The sequence below is a fragment of the Kineobactrum sediminis genome, assembly GCF_002868715.1.
Classification (GTDB): domain Bacteria; phylum Pseudomonadota; class Gammaproteobacteria; order Pseudomonadales; family Halieaceae; genus Kineobactrum; species Kineobactrum sediminis.
In genome coordinates this window covers 160,028-175,474 of the sequence record NZ_PKLZ01000007.1, presented here as the reverse complement: position 1 = coordinate 175,474, position 15,447 = coordinate 160,028, and the positions used below count along the sequence as shown (strand labels likewise).

The following is a 15,447-nucleotide window of genomic DNA, read 5'->3' as shown; positions in this document are numbered from 1 at the left end:
TTAGCGGTCGGTGATCTATACTTTCCGGACTGACAAACCGGACAGGATAAGGCGATGATGACAAGATGGCGGAGCGCACTCGCTGCAACAACGATAATCGCGGTGGTAGGCTGCACACCCTACCAGGGCGAGAATGAACAGGCGGGCACCATACTGGGCGGCGTTTTGGGCGGCGCGGTGGGCTCCCAGGTAGGTGGCGGTACTGGGCGCACGGTCGCTACCGTGATAGGGACGCTGCTCGGTGCCCAGGTAGGCAGCCGTATCGGTATTCAAATGGATGAAACAGACCGGCAACGCACGGCGTATACCCTGGAAACGACCCCCACCGGCCAAACGGGTGAATGGAAGAATCCCGATACCGGCGCATACTACGAAGTGGAACCCACACGTACCTTTGACCGCAATGGCTCACCCTGCCGGGAATATGTACTCGAGGCGGAGATCGGTGGCAGGGAGGAACAGGTCTATGGTGTTGCCTGTCGGCAGGAAGACGGTAACTGGAAAATCCAGGAGTAGTCGCCAGCAAGCCACTACCCGCGGCTGGGCGCCCCGGTTGCGCGACAGTTCAGATACTTCGAGTCGGCCAGCCAGTTCGGGTCGGGATAGTAGGAGAAGAGGAACTGTCCGTCCTTGAGTTCATCCACTACAGCCCCTGCAATTTCCTGACGAACGGCAGGGCAGCCGTGGCTGCGACCGATACGCCCCTGGTGTTCAATCCAGTCGTGAGCCACATAATCCGCGCCATGAATCACGATGGCGCGTGCCCGGGCGAGATCATTGACCCCCCGCTCCAGGCCATCCATTCGCAGCGCATAACCGTGTCGACCCATGTAACTTTCCTGTGTTCGAAACAGGCCTATACTGGACTGGTGACTACCGGATACGTTTGAGAATTCGGTAGCGAAATTGTCGCCCGAGCCCTGGCCGTGAGCGACCAGCTCCTGCAGGACCAGCGCGCGCTCCTCCAGGTCAAAGATCCACAAGCGGGAAACACTTGACGGCAGGGAAAAGTCAATTACCGCCAGCCGTTTCGCTGCCTCAATACCCTGGTCCAGCGCGCAGGACATTGCGCCAATGGCCTTGCGCAGCACATTGCGATCCAGGGCCGGCGCGGCAGTGGCGAGTTCCTCAAAGAGGCTTCTGGGAGCGGTACTGGCGGTAACAGGGGTTGTGGCGAGTGCGCAAACAAACGTGGCTATGAGCAGCGACCTGCCCATGCGATTCAACATGCAATGGTCTCCTTATGAAGATTGCAATATTAACCCAGATGCCCCGGCGGCACCAGCTGCGACTGTTCGCGGTCCTGTTATTGTTACTGCTGTCATTGCCCGGTATCGCCGAGACAACGCCAGCGGCCTCCATTCGCCAGTGTCTGCTGCCGGAAAGGCCTCAACAGCCGCAAGCGCATAATCAAGTCTCTGACAATGACCTTGCACGTTTTTATCGTAGCCGTGACTACCGCCCGCTCTGGAACCAGCTGGGTGACGTGCGGGGACTTAAGCAGGCTCTCAACGAGCTGACCGCCGATGGCTTGAACCCCGGGCACTATGCAGTACCGGACATTGCCGCGGAGGTCGGGGGCCCCCTGCGGCGAGAAATCGCCATCACACGAGTCTGGCTGCAGGCACTGTTTCACCTGTATTTCGGCGCACTGGATCGCGACAGTATCGAGCCATTGTGGCGCTATCGGGATACCGATTTCAGCTCACAACGCAATGACCTGCTGGAAATGGCCCTGGCCCATGCCGACAACCCGGCCGCTGCTTTCGGCCGGGCCCGGGTTGATCTGGCTACCTACAAGGCCTTGCGCGCGGCCCACACACAACTTGCCGCAGAACAGGCTATCGCGGCGCCCTGGCCTGAAGTGCCCACAGGGCCGACACTCAGCCCCGGCTCACACGACCCTCGTGTTGTTGCACTGCGCCAGCGGTTACGGGCCTCCGGCTATTTACTGCCCGCTACCGATACTCCTGGCCATTATGACCAGTCACTGGAAACAGCGGTCACGGACTTCCAGTACCGACACTCCCTGGCCGGAGATGGCCTGGTCGGTCCACTGACGGTCGGGGCCCTGAACATCACCCGGAAAGATCGTCTGCGACAGTTACGGGCCAACCTGGAACGCTGGCGCTGGCTCGCTCGGGAGCTCGACCCGGAAATGGTAATTGTCGATATCGCCGGTGCACAGATTCGCTATTACCAGGATGGCAGATTGTGGTGGGAGGCGCGCACCATAGTGGGAACTGACAGACGCAAAACACCCTCATTGCGCTCGGCAATAACCCACTTCACCTTCAACCCCTCCTGGACAGTACCCCCGACCATTTTACGCCACGACAAGCTGCCGGCAATTCGCCACGACCTGGAGTACCTTGAGGAGCAGCAGCTGAGCGTACTTGATCAACAGGGACAGCCACTGGACCCCCAGCAGCTGGACTGGCAGCAACCCGGGCCGATTATATTGCGTCAGGCACCGGGTGCCGACAATCCACTGGGCGTAGTCGCGATCCGTTTTCCCAATCCCTTTGCGGTTTATTTACACGACACTCCGCAAAAATACCTGTTCCAGCGTAGTCGACGAGCGCACAGTTCCGGTTGTGTGCGGGTGGAGGATGTACTGAGCCTGGTGAAGGCGCTACTGGAAAGCGCCGGCGAGTGCGACCACGAAGCACTATCCGCAATCATCGACGGCGGCGAGACACGCAGGGTATCACTGGTCAAACCGGTACCCCTGCTGATGGACTACTGGACAGCGACCACTGATGCAAGCGACCAGCTACTGCTGCGCAGCGATTACTACCACCGCGACGGCACCCTGGCCCGGGCTTTGGAGCAGCCTGACCCCGTCTTCGAACCGTTTGTCTGCTCGGTGTCCGGTTAGGCTGAAGCAGTCGTTGCTGTTGCTCAGGGACGAATTTCAATCGGTGTACCGAGCGGGACCAGCTCCCAGATTTCATCCATCTGTTCATTGGTGACCGCAATGCAGCCGTTGGTCCAGTTAAACAGCTGAACACCCGCCAGTGATTGTCGGGAGAGGTCCGGCTGGCCGTGAATCATGATGTCGCCACCCGGGTCCACGCCAAGCTCACTGGCACGGAGCCGATCCCGGGGGCTGGGATAGGAAATGCGTATTGACTTATAAAAGCGGCTGCTGGCATTCTTGAAATCGAGTACATAGTGCCCCTCGGGAGTACGCTCATCACCCTGCTGCATCTTGTGGCCCCGGGGAACAGGTCCCAGAGCGACGGGGTAGCTACGCAGGGGCTCACCGTTGCGTTGCAGGTACAACATACGTTCGGATTTCACCACCAGCACCTGGTCTGCCTGATGCACTGCCACCGCTTGATGGGACGCAAGTAAAGCGAGAATAATGACCCAAAAGCCCCCATACCACGCCCTGACAGCTGGCTTTACTGTATTCCCGGGTGTTAGCTTAATAAACGGCACGCTTGATCCTCGGTTCAGGGCAGTCCGGCTTTAGCTTTTTTACCGCCAATTGTGGCATCTTCGATTTGACAGGATTACTTGCACAAGGAGTTTTACAATGAAATCCACAGTAAAAACGGCTCTTTCCGTAGTTGCATTTACAGCGTTGGCAAGCGGTTGCGCGAGCACAGACAAGATCGACGAAGTTCGCAACATTGCCGAAGCGGCACAACGCACCGCCAACGAGGCAATGCAGACTGCTTCCAGCGCCGAGCGCAAAGCAAATGAAGCCAAGCGCACTGCTGATGCTGCCATGCGCAGTGCCGAGCAGGCCAACACCAAAATCGATCGCGCGTTCCAGGAATCCATGCAGAAGTAGCACCCGGGCCTCGCTTCCCGGAATCGGGCGAAGCGCCCGACTCCGGGTTATTTTGCCAGCTGTCACGGCAAAGTACCAATAGCCGCGCCGCCTGCGAATGTACCGGAACCCGGATGATCCGGTCCTACCGGAACGGGTATGCCAGAGGATTCGATAACGGCCAGCTCAGCCAGGTCCCAGTCGACCCTGAAACCGGACCGATCTCCAACCGTCTGCGCTATTGCCTCGCGCAGTGCCTGCATGCGCTCTTCGCGAGTGTCCGTAACACCCTCCAGGGGATCGTGTACTTCCACATACAATACGCCACCGGAAAAACCTGCCTTAACCGGCTGGTGTACGATTTGTACTTTAGTGCCAACCGGTACCCGAGCGAAAATATAGTCGATGTCTTCCGGGTACATGCGGACGCAGCCGGCCGTCACCTGCATCCCGATACCCATTGGGCGATTGGTGCCGTGAATAAGATAGCTGGGCAAATTCAGGTAGAGTGCTCTTGTGCCCAGCGGATTGTCGGGCCCTGGAGGCACGACCTGCGGTAGCACCTGGCCTTGTTGGGACCGTTCACGGCGAATTGATTCCGGCGGGTACCAGGTGGGATCTCTGGCCTTACGCGTGACCTCGGCAGTGGCGAGCGGCGTTTCACGGCCATCGCGACCAATACTGATCGCATAGACGCCGACCGTGGCCACCCTATCGGCGGACGCCGGTTCAAAATGGTACAAACGCAATTCCGCGGTGTTAATCACGATCCCTTCGCGATTCGCCTGCGGCAGGATATGCCAGGTGGGCAACACGACGCTCGTCCCCTCCCCCGGCAGCCAGGAGTCAACGGCAGGATTGGCTTCGCGGATCACCCCGTAGCCCGTTCGGTGGCGGCGCGCGATCCGCACCAGGGTATCCTCCTCAGCCGCGACAACCACTCGCGGACGGCCTACCAGGTCATCACCCTCAACCGGCATTTGATACAAGGCCACGGGATTTTCCAGGGCATCCGCCTGAACTGCTATTGGCGCCAATGCCAATAGCAGATAACACCACAACACCTTCCCGCCAACCGGAAAGCTGCTGGATATCATTGTGCGGACATACGAATACAACATACGAAAACCATTCAGCAACAACCAACGCCGTGACATATCATGCAGGCGCAGCCGGACTGCGCCTGTCCCACAATTACTCGAACAGTTCGCCGGCGGCCAGCTTTTCCCGGGCAATTGCCGGTGGCGCGAAACGCTCACCATAAGTGGCGGCCAGTGCCTCGCAACGCCTGACAAACCGTTCCACACCATAGGTATTGACGAACTGTATCAGGCCACCTGTCCATACTGGTGCCCCAATGCCCATGATTGAGCCGATATTGCCGTCATCCACGGTCCGCAGAACGCCGGTTTCCAGGCAGCGCAAAGCCTCGATCACCTGCCGGAACAGCAGCCTGTCGCGCATATCGCCTTCACTGACTGTGACATCCGCATTGTAGTAAAGATCCATCAGGCCCGGCCAGATGTGTTTGCTGCCATCCTCTGCATATTCATAAAAACCGCCACCATGGTAGCGACCGCCGCGACCGTGCTGCTCGACCATAGTATTGATGACCTCGCGCGTCACAGTGGAGTCACTGAACTTGTCCAGCACCCCCATTTCGCGCCAGGTCTCCTGGGCCTTGCGGGTAAGCTCAAGGCTGACCTCGTCATATACCGCGAGTGGGCCGACCGGCATGCCGACCGCTCTGCCCATGGCCTCAATTTGCACCGGGTGCAGACCTTCCCTCAGCATACGTACGCCCTCATCGAGATAGGTACCGAAGGTGCGGGAAGTGAAGAACCCGAGCGAGTCATTGACGACAATAGGCGTCTTGCGGATCTGCCGCGCGTAGTCGTAGGCCCTGGCCAGGGTTTCCTCGCTGGTTTTGTCACCGCAGATGATTTCCACCAGTGGCATTTTGTCTACCGGTGAGAAAAAATGAATACCAATGAACTTTTCCGGCGCCGCGCTGGCAGTCGCCAGTTCGCTGATCGGTAGTGTTGACGTATTTGACCCCCAGATACCGTCAGCTGCCAACTGTGGCTCTGTCTCTCGGGTAATACTCTGCTTGAGCGCGAGGTTTTCAAATACGGCCTCCACAATCAGGTCACAGCCGGCGAGGTCGTCATTACTGTCGGTCGGGAGAATCAGCTCCAGTATTTGCTGCTTCTTTTCTTCCGTCATCTTGCCGCGCTGGACACGCTTGGCCAGCAGCTGTTCACTGTACGCCTTGCCCCTCGCAGCGGCCTCAACCGACATATCCTTCAATACCACCTTGATACCCGCCAGGGCAGAGACATAAGCGATGCCCTGGCCCATCATGCCGGCGCCCAGGATCCCGACTTTTTCAACGCTCCGGGAAGGCACGTCCGCGGGACGACTGCCGCCACGATTGATCCGGTTCATGGCAAAAAAGAAGGTGGAAATCATGTTCTTGGCCTGGGGCGTCATCGCCAGCCAGGTCAGGCCACGGGATTCAATCCGCAGCGCCGTATCCAGGTCAAGACGCGCCGCCTCCACCGCACAATCGAGGATAACTTCGGGGGCCGGCAACAAACCGCGGGTTTTCTTGCGCAGCAACGCCGGTGCAACCGTAATCAACTGGGCAATATGCGGGCTTGAAGCATTGCCGCCGGGCAGCCGGAAGCCCTTGCGATCCCAGGGCTGCAATGCCGCTTCGGAAACACCCTGCTGGGCCAGAATCCAGGCTTTCGCCGCGGGCAACAGCTGGTCCCGGGTTTCAACCACCTCATGTACAAGCCCCGCTGCCAACGCGTGAGCCGCATCAACCCGAGTACCTTCCAGCAAATACGGCAGGGCCTTTTCCAGACCCAGCAGATTGACCATGCGCACCACGCCACCGCCGCCCGGCAACAGGCCCAGGGATACCTCAGGCAGGCCCAGCTGCACCGCCGGGTCATTGACCGCAACGCGATAGTTACAGGACAGGCAGATCTCAAAGCCACCACCCAGGGCCGCGCCATTAATCGCAGCCACCACCGGCACCGGCAATTTTTCCAATCGCCGCAGGCCCGCCTTAACCCGTTCACCCTCGGCCATAAAGGTCGCTTCCGCGCCAGGTGCGGCGGCCAGCAGGTCGTTCAGGTCGCCTCCCGCGAAAAAGACTTTCTTGGCCGAGGCCAGTATCACCCCGGTAAGCCCCTGCTCCTGCTCCAGCTTCTCCAGCGTCGCGTCCATGGCGACCCTGTATTCATCATTCATGGCATTGACCGGCCCGGTCATATCCATGGTCACGGTCACAATGCCGTCGGAATCTTTGTCATAGTCGAATACATTCATTTTTTTACCGTGTCCTTAAATCAGCTTCGCAAACGCGTCAGATACGCTCGATAATCGTTGAAATACCCATACCACCGCCCACGCACAGGGATAGCATTGCGCGCTTCAGCCCCCGGCGTTCCAGCTCGTCCAGCATGGTGCTGACCAGCATCGCCCCGGTCGCACCCAGCGGATGCCCCATGGCAATGGCACCGCCGTTGACGTTGGTCACCGCATGGTCGATACCCAGATCCTTCATGTAACGCAGGGCGACGGAGGCAAAGGCCTCGTTGATTTCCCACAGGTCGATATCGGCAACCGTCAGGCCAGCGCGCTGCAGGCACTTTTTGGCGGCGGGACCCGGCCCCGTGAGCATGATGATGGGGTCTGTAGAAAGCACAGCGGTCGCTACAATCCGACCGCGGGGGGTAAGGCCGAGGTCCTTGCCGGCGCGCTCGCTGCCGATCAGGACGGCACTGCTGCCATCGACGATACCCGAGGAATTGCCCGGCGTATGCACATGGTCGATACGTTCAAGCGTGGTGTATTTGGCCAGGATAACGTCATCGAAACCCATTTGCCCGGGCATCACGAACGAGGCCTTGAGCCCGGCGAGACCCTCCATTGTGGTATTGGGTTTGATGAAATCATCCCGCTCCAGAATCAACAGGCCATTGCGGTCACGCACGGGCACAACCGACTTGTCGAAGTAACCATTGTCACGTGCATGAGTGGCGCGACGCTGTGACTCCAGTGCAAAGGCGTCCACGTCTGTGCGACTCCAGCCTTCCAGCGTGGCAATGGTATCGGCGCCGATACCCTGGGGCACAAATCCACTTTTCATGCTGAAGGCGGGGTCTCCGCCCATGGGGCCGCCATTGGAACCCATTGGCACCCGGGACATGCACTCGACACCCCCCGCCACCACCAGATCTTCCCAACCGGAGGCGATCTTCTGCGCCGCAATATTGACGGCTTCCAGTCCGGAAGCACAAAAACGGTCGAGCTGGACACCGGCAACGGATTCGTCCCAGTCCGCGTTCTGTACGATCATTTTCGCAATGTCAGAGCCCTGCTCTCCCACAGGTGTGACGCAGCCCATGACCACGTCATCCACATAGGCCGTATCGAGGTCATGGCGGGACTGCAGCTCCCGTAACAGGCCAGCGCCGAGGTCGACCGGCTTCACTTCGTGCAGGCTACCATCGGCCTTGCCCTTACTGCGCGGCGTGCGCACCGCATCAAATATGTAGGCAGCGTTTGTCATGCGAATCCTCTTTTACAGGTGATATAAAATAACAGCGCACATAGTGGGAGCAGCAGGCGGCGCTGGCAATGATGTCAGAGTTGAAAAAAATTGACTTGAAATGACATTGCCCCGCGCCGAACGGACGGGGCACGCGATGAAATCAACGCTACCCGGAGCGACCGATAAACCCGAAAAGATGCCCGGCTATCTTGCGCAGCTGGATTTCATCCGAGCCTTCGGTAATCCGGTAGCGGCGATGATGACGATAGTGGTGTTCAAACTGCTTGTAACGCGAATAACCCATGGCACCGTGAACCTGGATAGCGGCATCCGCCGCTTCGCAAGCCAACCGATTGGCGCGGTAATTACAGATCGCCACCTTGTCCGAGAGCTTGAGTGCCACTTCGCGTTTGGACATCTGGTCCATTTCCGCGGCCACCTGGAAGGTCAGCGCCTTAACCAACTCATAATCGGCGTGCAATTCCGCCAGCCGGAACTGGATGGCCTGGTTCGTCGCCAGGGGTTTACCAAAGGTATGGCGCTCCAGCGCATAGGCAACCGATTCGGTGATGCAATAACGCGCCGTACCCAGGCTCGAAGCCGCCTGCCGGATCCGGTTTTCGTGCACAAAATGCTGCGCTACCGCCAGTCCGAGACCGTGCTCGCCAAGAATGGCGGAGTCCGGCACCCATACCTGATTAACACTCACTCGTGGGTGGTCGGTGGGCATATTGAAGGTCCACAGCCATTCCTCAATGACCAGGCCAGCGCTGGGGTTGGGCACTACAAAGCAGGTAATCCCCCGCGCGCTGCCCGCTTCGCCTTCGGTACGGGCGAACACAAGTACGTGGGTGGCAAGGTGCATGCCTGTGGTCCACATTTTGCTGCCATTAATTTCCCAGCCGCTCACCCCATCACGCACCGATGGCACCGCGGTGGTCTCGAGCCAGGTGGCGTCGGAGCCATGATCCGGTTCGGTGAGACCGAAAGCCACCCCGATGCTGCCGTTGATACTGCCGGGGATGAAGGCATCGCGCTGCTCGGCGCTGCCGAAGTCGCGAAACGCCAGAGTGGTGGGAAAATTACCGACGATGCTGTGCTCATTCTGCAGGTCACAGTGTAAGCCGATACCCCTGGCCGCAAGATGCTCGCGCACTACCGCCATTTCCAGATTACTGGCGTCGCCGCCGCCATACTCACCCGGCAGGGCAAAGCCCAGAAAACCGGCTTCCCGCGCCATCCCCCGGGCCTGGGCCAACAGCGCTTCCCACTCGGCCGTTGGCAGGCCGTGATTTTCCCAGTCGGTGCGGGCGTACTCCCGCCGGTGATCAAAAAAGCGATTGTTATCATCCTCGGCCTGCAGAGGCTCCAGACGTTGTTCGATAAAGGTGTCCAGCTCGGCCAGGAAAGCGGGCAAGTGCTCGGGAATCAGGGCGTCCACAGTGAGGGTAACTCCTTGGATATCATATTATATTTTAAGGGGCCAGACCGGGCCAGCGCTCACAACCCTGCTGGAAACCCGAGTAACGGGGGTTGTCGATGGCGAGCTGGTGCAAACTGCGTGCGCGCAGATAATCCAGTAGCGGCTGGTCGACTGCAATGCTGCGGTTCTTCAGCGCAAGGCTCAGGTTTTTAGTCGCGGCGGCAGTCTCCCCCAGGTCCCATCGTTTGGCTGCGGCCTGATCAAGCCGGTTCAATTCGTCCCGACCGGCATAGTCACGTGCAACAATCGCCAGGCTATTGGCGGCAACGCGCGTAGTATAAGCGTCAAAACCCTCAAGCTGCGGCAGCACCTGTTGCCGTAAAAAAGATTGCACCGCCTGCAGCAGTTCCGTCGCCTCAGTCTGGCTCATGGTTTTTTTCTCCTTGCGGCCGCTGCACCTGCGTCATTCACAGCCTGCCATCCAGCAGCAACAGTAAATCCATTTCCGATTCAGAGTTGCGTCGCCCTACGGCGGCGCGCTCCAGGGTTGTGTCCGCGCCACTCCGGTAAAGGTCCACCATGGTCAGGCATACCAGCCCCCAGCCGAGGGCACAATAGACTTCCCAGTAATGGATCTCATCGAGATCAGGCGCCCACCCCGCTACTGCCCGGTAACCCGCCAACAGCGATGCATAATCGCCGAAACCGCCTACCGGCTTGTCACTGCGACCGAAGCGCCACACATTACCACACAGGTAGCCGAGATCCTCCGCCGGATCACCGCAGTGGGCCAGCTCCCAGTCCAGTACGGCGACCAGGCCATTTTCATCCACCAGCAGGTTACCATTGCGAAAATCACCGTGAAGCAGGCAGTGCCGGCTCGCCTCCGGAGCGTTATCCAGCAGCCAGTTAAGCGCCAGCTGGTGAACCGGGGAGGCGTTACCGTAACGATCCAGCAGCGCCTGTTGCGCTGCCAGCCGCTCCGGCAATGGCTGGTTCGGCACCGCCGCCGGTACCGTATCGGCGGCCACCCGGTGAATACGGGCCAGGGTTTCCCCGCACTGGTATGCCAGCTGCTCACGCGCCCCGGCATAGCGCTCATCGGCCAGGATACGGCCCGGCAAGGCTTCGCCGGGCTCCCGGCTCATGATATAGCCCGGCCCGAGATCGGTGTCCTCCCCCAGCACCCGCAGCACTGTGGGCACGGGTACGCCCTGGGCCGCGGCCAGTGGTAACAGGGCCGCTTCACTGGTGAGCGGCAACTGGGCAAGCGGCGAATCGGAATCGACAGCATCAATCGGCGAACGGCGCAGAATCAGCGGCCGGGTCTCACCATCGACCTCCCAGTCAAAGGCCCAGGTCTCCATATTGGCGCCGCCGGAGAGGCGCTTTAAGGTATGAATAACACCCTTACCCGAGTCGTCATTGTCGGTGAGGGCCGCGGCGAGAGCCGCGGCGGTCACTACTGTTCGCGATGGTTCACAGCTCAAAAGAATTTACCTTGTCACCTGCCGTAACGCGCCCCTGTAAACCCACGGGATCCATCTCCACCAGCCTGGCCAGAAGATCCGGGTCACCGGGTGTATTGGCGACAAAACGGCGACCGTCTTCCATGCGGCCGAGCACGATGCCGCGCTTGGGTCCCTCTTTGCCAAACACCACGGCACAGGCATCCAGGGTGCCACTGCCACTGGCTGTGGGATCCACCACCAGCCGCGGCCCGGCATCCAGCAGGATCTGGAGATCCGGTCGCGCCAGCGGCCAGGGCGCGCTGCCCGGATCCACCGAGTAGACGCCCACCGCATGTTTGGTCAGGTAGTTGCCATTTGCCGTCACCAGGCCGTGGCGGCCCTGGCCATTTTGTAACCGGGATACCATCTCTGCAATCGCGTGCAGGGAGTAATTGTTACCCGGGCCACCGAACAGGGTCAGGCCGCCGGTGACCGTCACACCGCGCGGATCATCGGGGTCAAGGCCGATAGCATTGCAGGCGACCTGCACCGCCGAGGGGAAACAGCTGTACAGGTCAAACAGGTCCAGCTCCGCCAGCTCGAGTCCCGCCATGTCCAGTGCCGAGCGCGAACAGGCCGCCAGTGCCGGTGACTCGTGCAGATGTTCGCGCTCGCTGACATTCCAGATATCGTGTGCCTCCGCACCACCGCGCAAATAGACCCAGCGAGAGGGGTCTATACCGAGTTCACGCGCAGTACCCACCGTCGTCATTACCACGGCAGCGGCCATGTCGACCGCAAGGATCGCGTTCATGACCTTGGTATAAGGCCAGGTGATCATCCGATTGCCCTGGGCCGGGTCCAGCACCTGCGCCGGGGTCAGCGATTCCTGGCGCCATGCGTAGGGGTTGGCTGCCGCCACGTCGCTCATCCTGCTGACCAGGCGACCCAGGCGGGCCAGATGGGTTTGCTGATCCCAGCCGGCTGCGTGGCGCAGGGCACTCTCGAACAGGGGGTAGGTATGAATAGGCTCAAACATACCGTGGGCACGCTCCAGTTCAGTACAGGGCGGCTTCGGTTCATCCAGCTGGATGGGAGAACGGGCACCGGTTTGTTGCCAGTGGCTGAGATCCTGGCCCGAGGACAGGGCCGAAAACAGCGTGGCGAACAATTCCGCACCCGTCACCAGAACCGCCCGGGATTCGCCTGCAGCCAGTCGATCGGCAAAATAGTTGACCATTAGTTGTGGGGTATTCCCCCCGACGTCAGAGGTAAACGTCGCGGCCCGCAGGCCCAGGCGCTGGCACAGGGCATCACCGGAATTCTTCGGCATCATACCGGCCAGGTCCGGCACCTGGCTGGCCAGAAAAGGGACCGTCGCCACGGTATCGACAGCGGCTGTCAGCCGTGCACTGCCGATATCCTGCAGCGCCGCAAGCGACACTTCCTCCAGCGCATCCAGCAGGCTGCGGTCGGGGTTGCGGTCGCGCCAGGTTTGTTGTGCCTGGGAAATAATAATGGGCTGGCTATCGAGCATACTGCCTCACTTCTACAATGTCCGGCGGCCCGTTGGCTGCCGGGGGCTATGAAACTCAAGGGGTGCTTCAGGCCGGCGCAACTGCAGCCGGTGCGGCATTGGTAAAGGCCGGCTGTTGCTCCAGCGCGGCGCTTATGGCCTGTAACCGCGGATACGGCTGCATATCAACGGCGAAACGCCGGGCATTGTAAACCTGGGGCACCAGACACACATCCGCAAGACTTACGGTGTTACCGAAACAGAACTCCGGGCCCTCTACCTGCTGTTCCAGCGCCGCAAAACCGAGCGCAATCCAGTGCCGGTACCAGGACAGCTTGTTTTCCTCATCCACCCCCAGCGGACCTGTCAGGTAGTTTAGTACCCGCAGGTTATTGAGCGGATGAATGTCACAGGCAACGGTCTGCACCATTGCCCGTACGCGCGCCCGGGCAAGCGCCTCGCGAGGCAGCAACGGTACCTCAGGATGCGCCTCTTCAAGCCATTCCAGAATGGCGATCGACTGAGTCAGCACCGAGCCTTCTTCCGTGACAATCGCCGGCACCAGGCCCTGCGGATTAAGCGCCAGGTAATCCTCGTCACGCTGCTGCGCGGCGACCAGGTTAACCGGTACGCGATCGTATTCCAGCTCTTTCAGGTTAAGCGCAATGCGCACCCGGAACGCCGCCGACGAGCGAAAATAATCATAGAGCTGCATGGTTTTCCACCTCCGCTGGCGGGCAACAGGCCGGCCTGTGGATCAGGCCAGGGTTTCCTCGAGAAAATTGAGCAGTGACCGCCATGAGCGTCGATCCGCATCGGCGTTGTAAACCGCGCCGAAGTCCGGGTCGTTCGCATCCGGGTTAGTGAAAGCGTGGAGGGTATTGCCATAGGCGTGTACCTGCCAGTCAGCCCCGGCCGCAGTGAGCTCATCGGCGAGCGCCAGCAAGCTGTCAGGCTGGGCCATCGGGTCATCGTAGCCATGCAGGCACAAGACCTTCGCTTTGATGGCGGTGCCCGCGGTATTGTCCGGGGCATTGAATAAGCCGTGGAAGCTCACGACGCCGCTGACGGAACTGCCCGAGCGCGCCAGGTCCAGCACGGTGAGACCGCCAAAACAATAACCTATTGCCGCCACTCGACCGGCATCCACTTCCGCTTGCTCGCTCATCACCGACACCGCAAGGCCTACCAGCGCCTGCAATTTCTCCCGGTCTTCAAGCAGCGGTGCAATCAGGGCATTGCATTCCTCCTTACCCTCGCCGTGTACGCCCTGGCCAAACACATCCAGAGCGAAACCAACATAACCCTGTCGGGCCAGCTCCATTGCCTTGTTTTCTTCAAACTCCGAACGTCCCGACCAGGTATGTGCAATCGCCACCCCCGGCCTGGGTGAGGCGTGGGCATCATCCCATGCCAGCTGCCCTTCATAGGTCGTGCCTGCGTGCTCGTAGGTGATCAAGCGTGTCTGGATAGCCATAGTCATGTCCTCCTGTCTGTGTTGCCAGTGATTCAGGCGAGCGCATCAACCCGTTCGATGATCGTACCATTGGCTGTGCCGCCACCCTCACAAATGGCCAGCAAACCGTAGCGCTGGCCGGTTCGGTGCAGTTCGTGTATCAAAGTTGTCATGAGCTTGGCACCGGTGCCACCCAGGGGATGACCCAGGGCCTGGGCGCCGCCGTTAACATTCAGTTTGTCGATGTCGGCGCCCAGCGCTCTCACCCATGCCAGCGGTACCGACCCAAAAGCTTCGTTAACCTCGAACAGATCTATATCATCAAGGGTCATACCCGCGCGCTCGAGTACCTTGCGAGTGGCGGGAATAGGCCCCTCAAGCATGATCACCGGATCGGAACCAATCACACTCATTGCCACAATGCGGGCCAGGGGTTGCAGGCCCAAACGCTCACAGGCCTCGCGACTGGCGACCATCACCGCCGAAGCGCCATCGCAGATCTGCGACGCGTTGGCGGCTGTCAGTACGCCGCCTTCGCGCATGGGTTGAAGGCCGGAGATCGCGTCCAGGGTCGCGTCCTGGCGGATACCCTCATCCTGCACATGCTGAACCCTGCTGCCATCTTCAAGTTCGATATCAATGGGTATGATTTCCCGATCAAAACGACCTTCCGCGACCGCACGGGTCGCTTTCTGGTGACTGGACAAGGCAAACCGATTGAGTTCGTCGCTGCTCAGGTCATACTTCTGCACCAGCATCTCGGCACCGTCAAACTGGCTGAACTGTACCCCGGGGTAACGCTCACCGATACGCTCACCATAAGGCGTACCGTGACCCGCCTTGAAACCGTCGACAATGCTGGCGCCGATCGGCACCTGGCTCATGCTTTCAACACCGCCGGCGATAACCAGATCCTGGGTGCCGGACATTACGCCCTGCGCCGCGAAATGAATGGCCTGCTGGCCCGAACCACACTGGCGATCAACCGTGGTTCCCGGAACGGCTTCGCCCAGTACCGAGGACAGGCATACATTGCGGCCAAGATTGCCTGACTGTGCCCCCACCTGGGATACGCAGCCAAAAATGAGATCGTCGATTTCAGTCACCGGCACACCGGTACGTGCGACCAGGGCATCCACTACCGCCGCGCCCAGATCAATGGGGTGCACCTTTGACAGGCGCCCGTTCTTGCGGCCACCGGCGCTGCGCACGGCGCCTACGATATATGCTTCAGTCATGGTCACTTG

At 60.0% G+C, this 15,447-nt stretch carries 15 protein-coding genes; 3 read left to right on the top strand and 12 right to left on the bottom strand.

The genetic code is table 11. The annotated features are described in order from the left end of the window. Positions 1 to 54 precede the first annotated feature (54 nt). Entirely contained in the window at positions 55 to 516 is a 462-nt protein-coding gene (locus CWI75_RS09000) for an RT0821/Lpp0805 family surface protein (RefSeq protein WP_175580208.1), read from the top strand. A 14-nt stretch (positions 517 to 530) separates the two neighbouring features. Here the strand turns inward: CWI75_RS09000 and CWI75_RS08995 are convergent, their stop codons facing one another. Then, positions 531 to 1,229, bottom strand: a complete 699-nt coding sequence (locus CWI75_RS08995) for a murein L,D-transpeptidase catalytic domain family protein (protein WP_101521176.1) — start codon at positions 1,227 to 1,229, stop codon at positions 531 to 533. Positions 1,230 to 1,243: 14 nt separating this feature from the next. Between CWI75_RS08995 and CWI75_RS08990 the strand changes: the two genes are divergently transcribed. Beyond that, positions 1,244 to 2,881: a L,D-transpeptidase family protein gene (locus tag CWI75_RS08990; RefSeq protein WP_101521175.1), complete on the top strand. Its 1,638-nt coding sequence runs from the start codon at positions 1,244 to 1,246 to the stop codon at positions 2,879 to 2,881. A gap of 23 nt (positions 2,882 to 2,904) precedes the next feature. On the opposite strand, the gene CWI75_RS08985 is transcribed toward CWI75_RS08990, so the two are convergent. Beyond that, positions 2,905 to 3,333 (bottom strand): L,D-transpeptidase family protein, encoded by a 429-nt coding sequence (locus CWI75_RS08985; protein WP_241521144.1) that lies wholly within the window; start codon positions 3,331 to 3,333, stop codon positions 2,905 to 2,907. A gap of 211 nt (positions 3,334 to 3,544) precedes the next feature. Here CWI75_RS08985 and CWI75_RS08980 point away from each other — a divergent pair, with 211 nt between their 5' ends. Continuing rightward, complete coding sequence (locus CWI75_RS08980; RefSeq protein ID WP_101521174.1) at positions 3,545 to 3,805, top strand: Lpp/OprI family alanine-zipper lipoprotein; 261 nt, start codon at positions 3,545 to 3,547, stop codon at positions 3,803 to 3,805. A 62-nt stretch (positions 3,806 to 3,867) separates the two neighbouring features. On the opposite strand, the gene CWI75_RS08975 is transcribed toward CWI75_RS08980, so the two are convergent. From CWI75_RS08975 to CWI75_RS08930, 10 genes are all read right to left on the bottom strand, one after another. Beyond that, a complete protein-coding gene (locus CWI75_RS08975) occupies positions 3,868 to 4,779 on the bottom strand; it encodes a L,D-transpeptidase family protein (protein WP_162300036.1) in 912 nt (303 codons plus the stop codon). Between the two features lie 199 nt (positions 4,780 to 4,978). Beyond that, positions 4,979 to 7,126: a 3-hydroxyacyl-CoA dehydrogenase NAD-binding domain-containing protein gene (locus CWI75_RS08970; protein ID WP_101521173.1), complete on the bottom strand. Its 2,148-nt coding sequence runs from the start codon at positions 7,124 to 7,126 to the stop codon at positions 4,979 to 4,981. A gap of 37 nt (positions 7,127 to 7,163) precedes the next feature. Continuing rightward, positions 7,164 to 8,372, bottom strand: a complete 1,209-nt coding sequence (locus tag CWI75_RS08965; protein WP_101521172.1) for an acetyl-CoA C-acetyltransferase — start codon at positions 8,370 to 8,372, stop codon at positions 7,164 to 7,166. Positions 8,373 to 8,520: 148 nt separating this feature from the next. Continuing rightward, positions 8,521 to 9,795 (bottom strand): acyl-CoA dehydrogenase family protein, encoded by a 1,275-nt coding sequence (locus tag CWI75_RS08960; protein WP_101521171.1) that lies wholly within the window; start codon positions 9,793 to 9,795, stop codon positions 8,521 to 8,523. 34 nt (positions 9,796 to 9,829) lie between these two features. Next, positions 9,830 to 10,207, bottom strand: a complete 378-nt coding sequence (locus CWI75_RS08955) for a DUF6285 domain-containing protein (protein WP_101521170.1) — start codon at positions 10,205 to 10,207, stop codon at positions 9,830 to 9,832. 37 nt (positions 10,208 to 10,244) lie between these two features. Next, positions 10,245 to 11,267, bottom strand: coding sequence for a phosphotransferase family protein (locus CWI75_RS08950; RefSeq protein ID WP_146003571.1), 1,023 nt, complete (start codon positions 11,265 to 11,267; stop codon positions 10,245 to 10,247). Beyond that, the gene (locus tag CWI75_RS08945) at positions 11,257 to 12,765 is read right to left on the bottom strand and encodes an acetyl-CoA acetyltransferase (protein WP_101521168.1); all 1,509 of its coding nucleotides are present in this window, start codon (positions 12,763 to 12,765) and stop codon (positions 11,257 to 11,259) included. Before CWI75_RS08945 ends, CWI75_RS08950 begins: the two co-directional genes overlap by 11 nt. A 67-nt stretch (positions 12,766 to 12,832) precedes the next feature. Continuing rightward, on the bottom strand, positions 12,833 to 13,459 hold the full coding sequence (gene maiA, locus CWI75_RS08940) for a maleylacetoacetate isomerase (RefSeq protein WP_101521167.1): 627 nt from the start codon (positions 13,457 to 13,459) through the stop codon (positions 12,833 to 12,835). Between the two features lie 42 nt (positions 13,460 to 13,501). Beyond that, positions 13,502 to 14,221, bottom strand: coding sequence for a dienelactone hydrolase family protein (locus tag CWI75_RS08935; protein WP_101521166.1), 720 nt, complete (start codon positions 14,219 to 14,221; stop codon positions 13,502 to 13,504). A gap of 32 nt (positions 14,222 to 14,253) precedes the next feature. Further along, positions 14,254 to 15,438: an acetyl-CoA C-acetyltransferase gene (locus CWI75_RS08930; protein WP_101521165.1), complete on the bottom strand. Its 1,185-nt coding sequence runs from the start codon at positions 15,436 to 15,438 to the stop codon at positions 14,254 to 14,256. Between the last annotated feature and the right edge of the window lie 9 nt (positions 15,439 to 15,447).

Bases quoted from the DNA above. Each gene is read 5' to 3' on its own strand.
- CWI75_RS08970 (WP_101521173.1), bottom strand. From the start codon at position 7,126: ATGAATGTATTCGACTATGACAAAGATTCCGACGGCATTGTGACCGTG.
- CWI75_RS08935 (WP_101521166.1), bottom strand. From the start codon at position 14,221: ATGGCTATCCAGACACGCTTGATCACCTACGAGCACGCAGGCACGACC.
- CWI75_RS09000 (WP_175580208.1), top strand. From the start codon at position 55: ATGATGACAAGATGGCGGAGCGCACTCGCTGCAACAACGATAATCGCG.
- CWI75_RS08930 (WP_101521165.1), bottom strand. From the start codon at position 15,438: ATGACTGAAGCATATATCGTAGGCGCCGTGCGCAGCGCCGGTGGCCGC.
- CWI75_RS08965 (WP_101521172.1), bottom strand. From the start codon at position 8,372: ATGACAAACGCTGCCTACATATTTGATGCGGTGCGCACGCCGCGCAGT.
- CWI75_RS08955 (WP_101521170.1), bottom strand. From the start codon at position 10,207: ATGAGCCAGACTGAGGCGACGGAACTGCTGCAGGCGGTGCAATCTTTT.
- CWI75_RS08990 (WP_101521175.1), top strand. From the start codon at position 1,244: ATGAAGATTGCAATATTAACCCAGATGCCCCGGCGGCACCAGCTGCGA.
- CWI75_RS08995 (WP_101521176.1), bottom strand. From the start codon at position 1,229: ATGTTGAATCGCATGGGCAGGTCGCTGCTCATAGCCACGTTTGTTTGC.
- CWI75_RS08945 (WP_101521168.1), bottom strand. From the start codon at position 12,765: ATGCTCGATAGCCAGCCCATTATTATTTCCCAGGCACAACAAACCTGG.
- CWI75_RS08980 (WP_101521174.1), top strand. From the start codon at position 3,545: ATGAAATCCACAGTAAAAACGGCTCTTTCCGTAGTTGCATTTACAGCG.
- maiA (WP_101521167.1), bottom strand. From the start codon at position 13,459: ATGCAGCTCTATGATTATTTTCGCTCGTCGGCGGCGTTCCGGGTGCGC.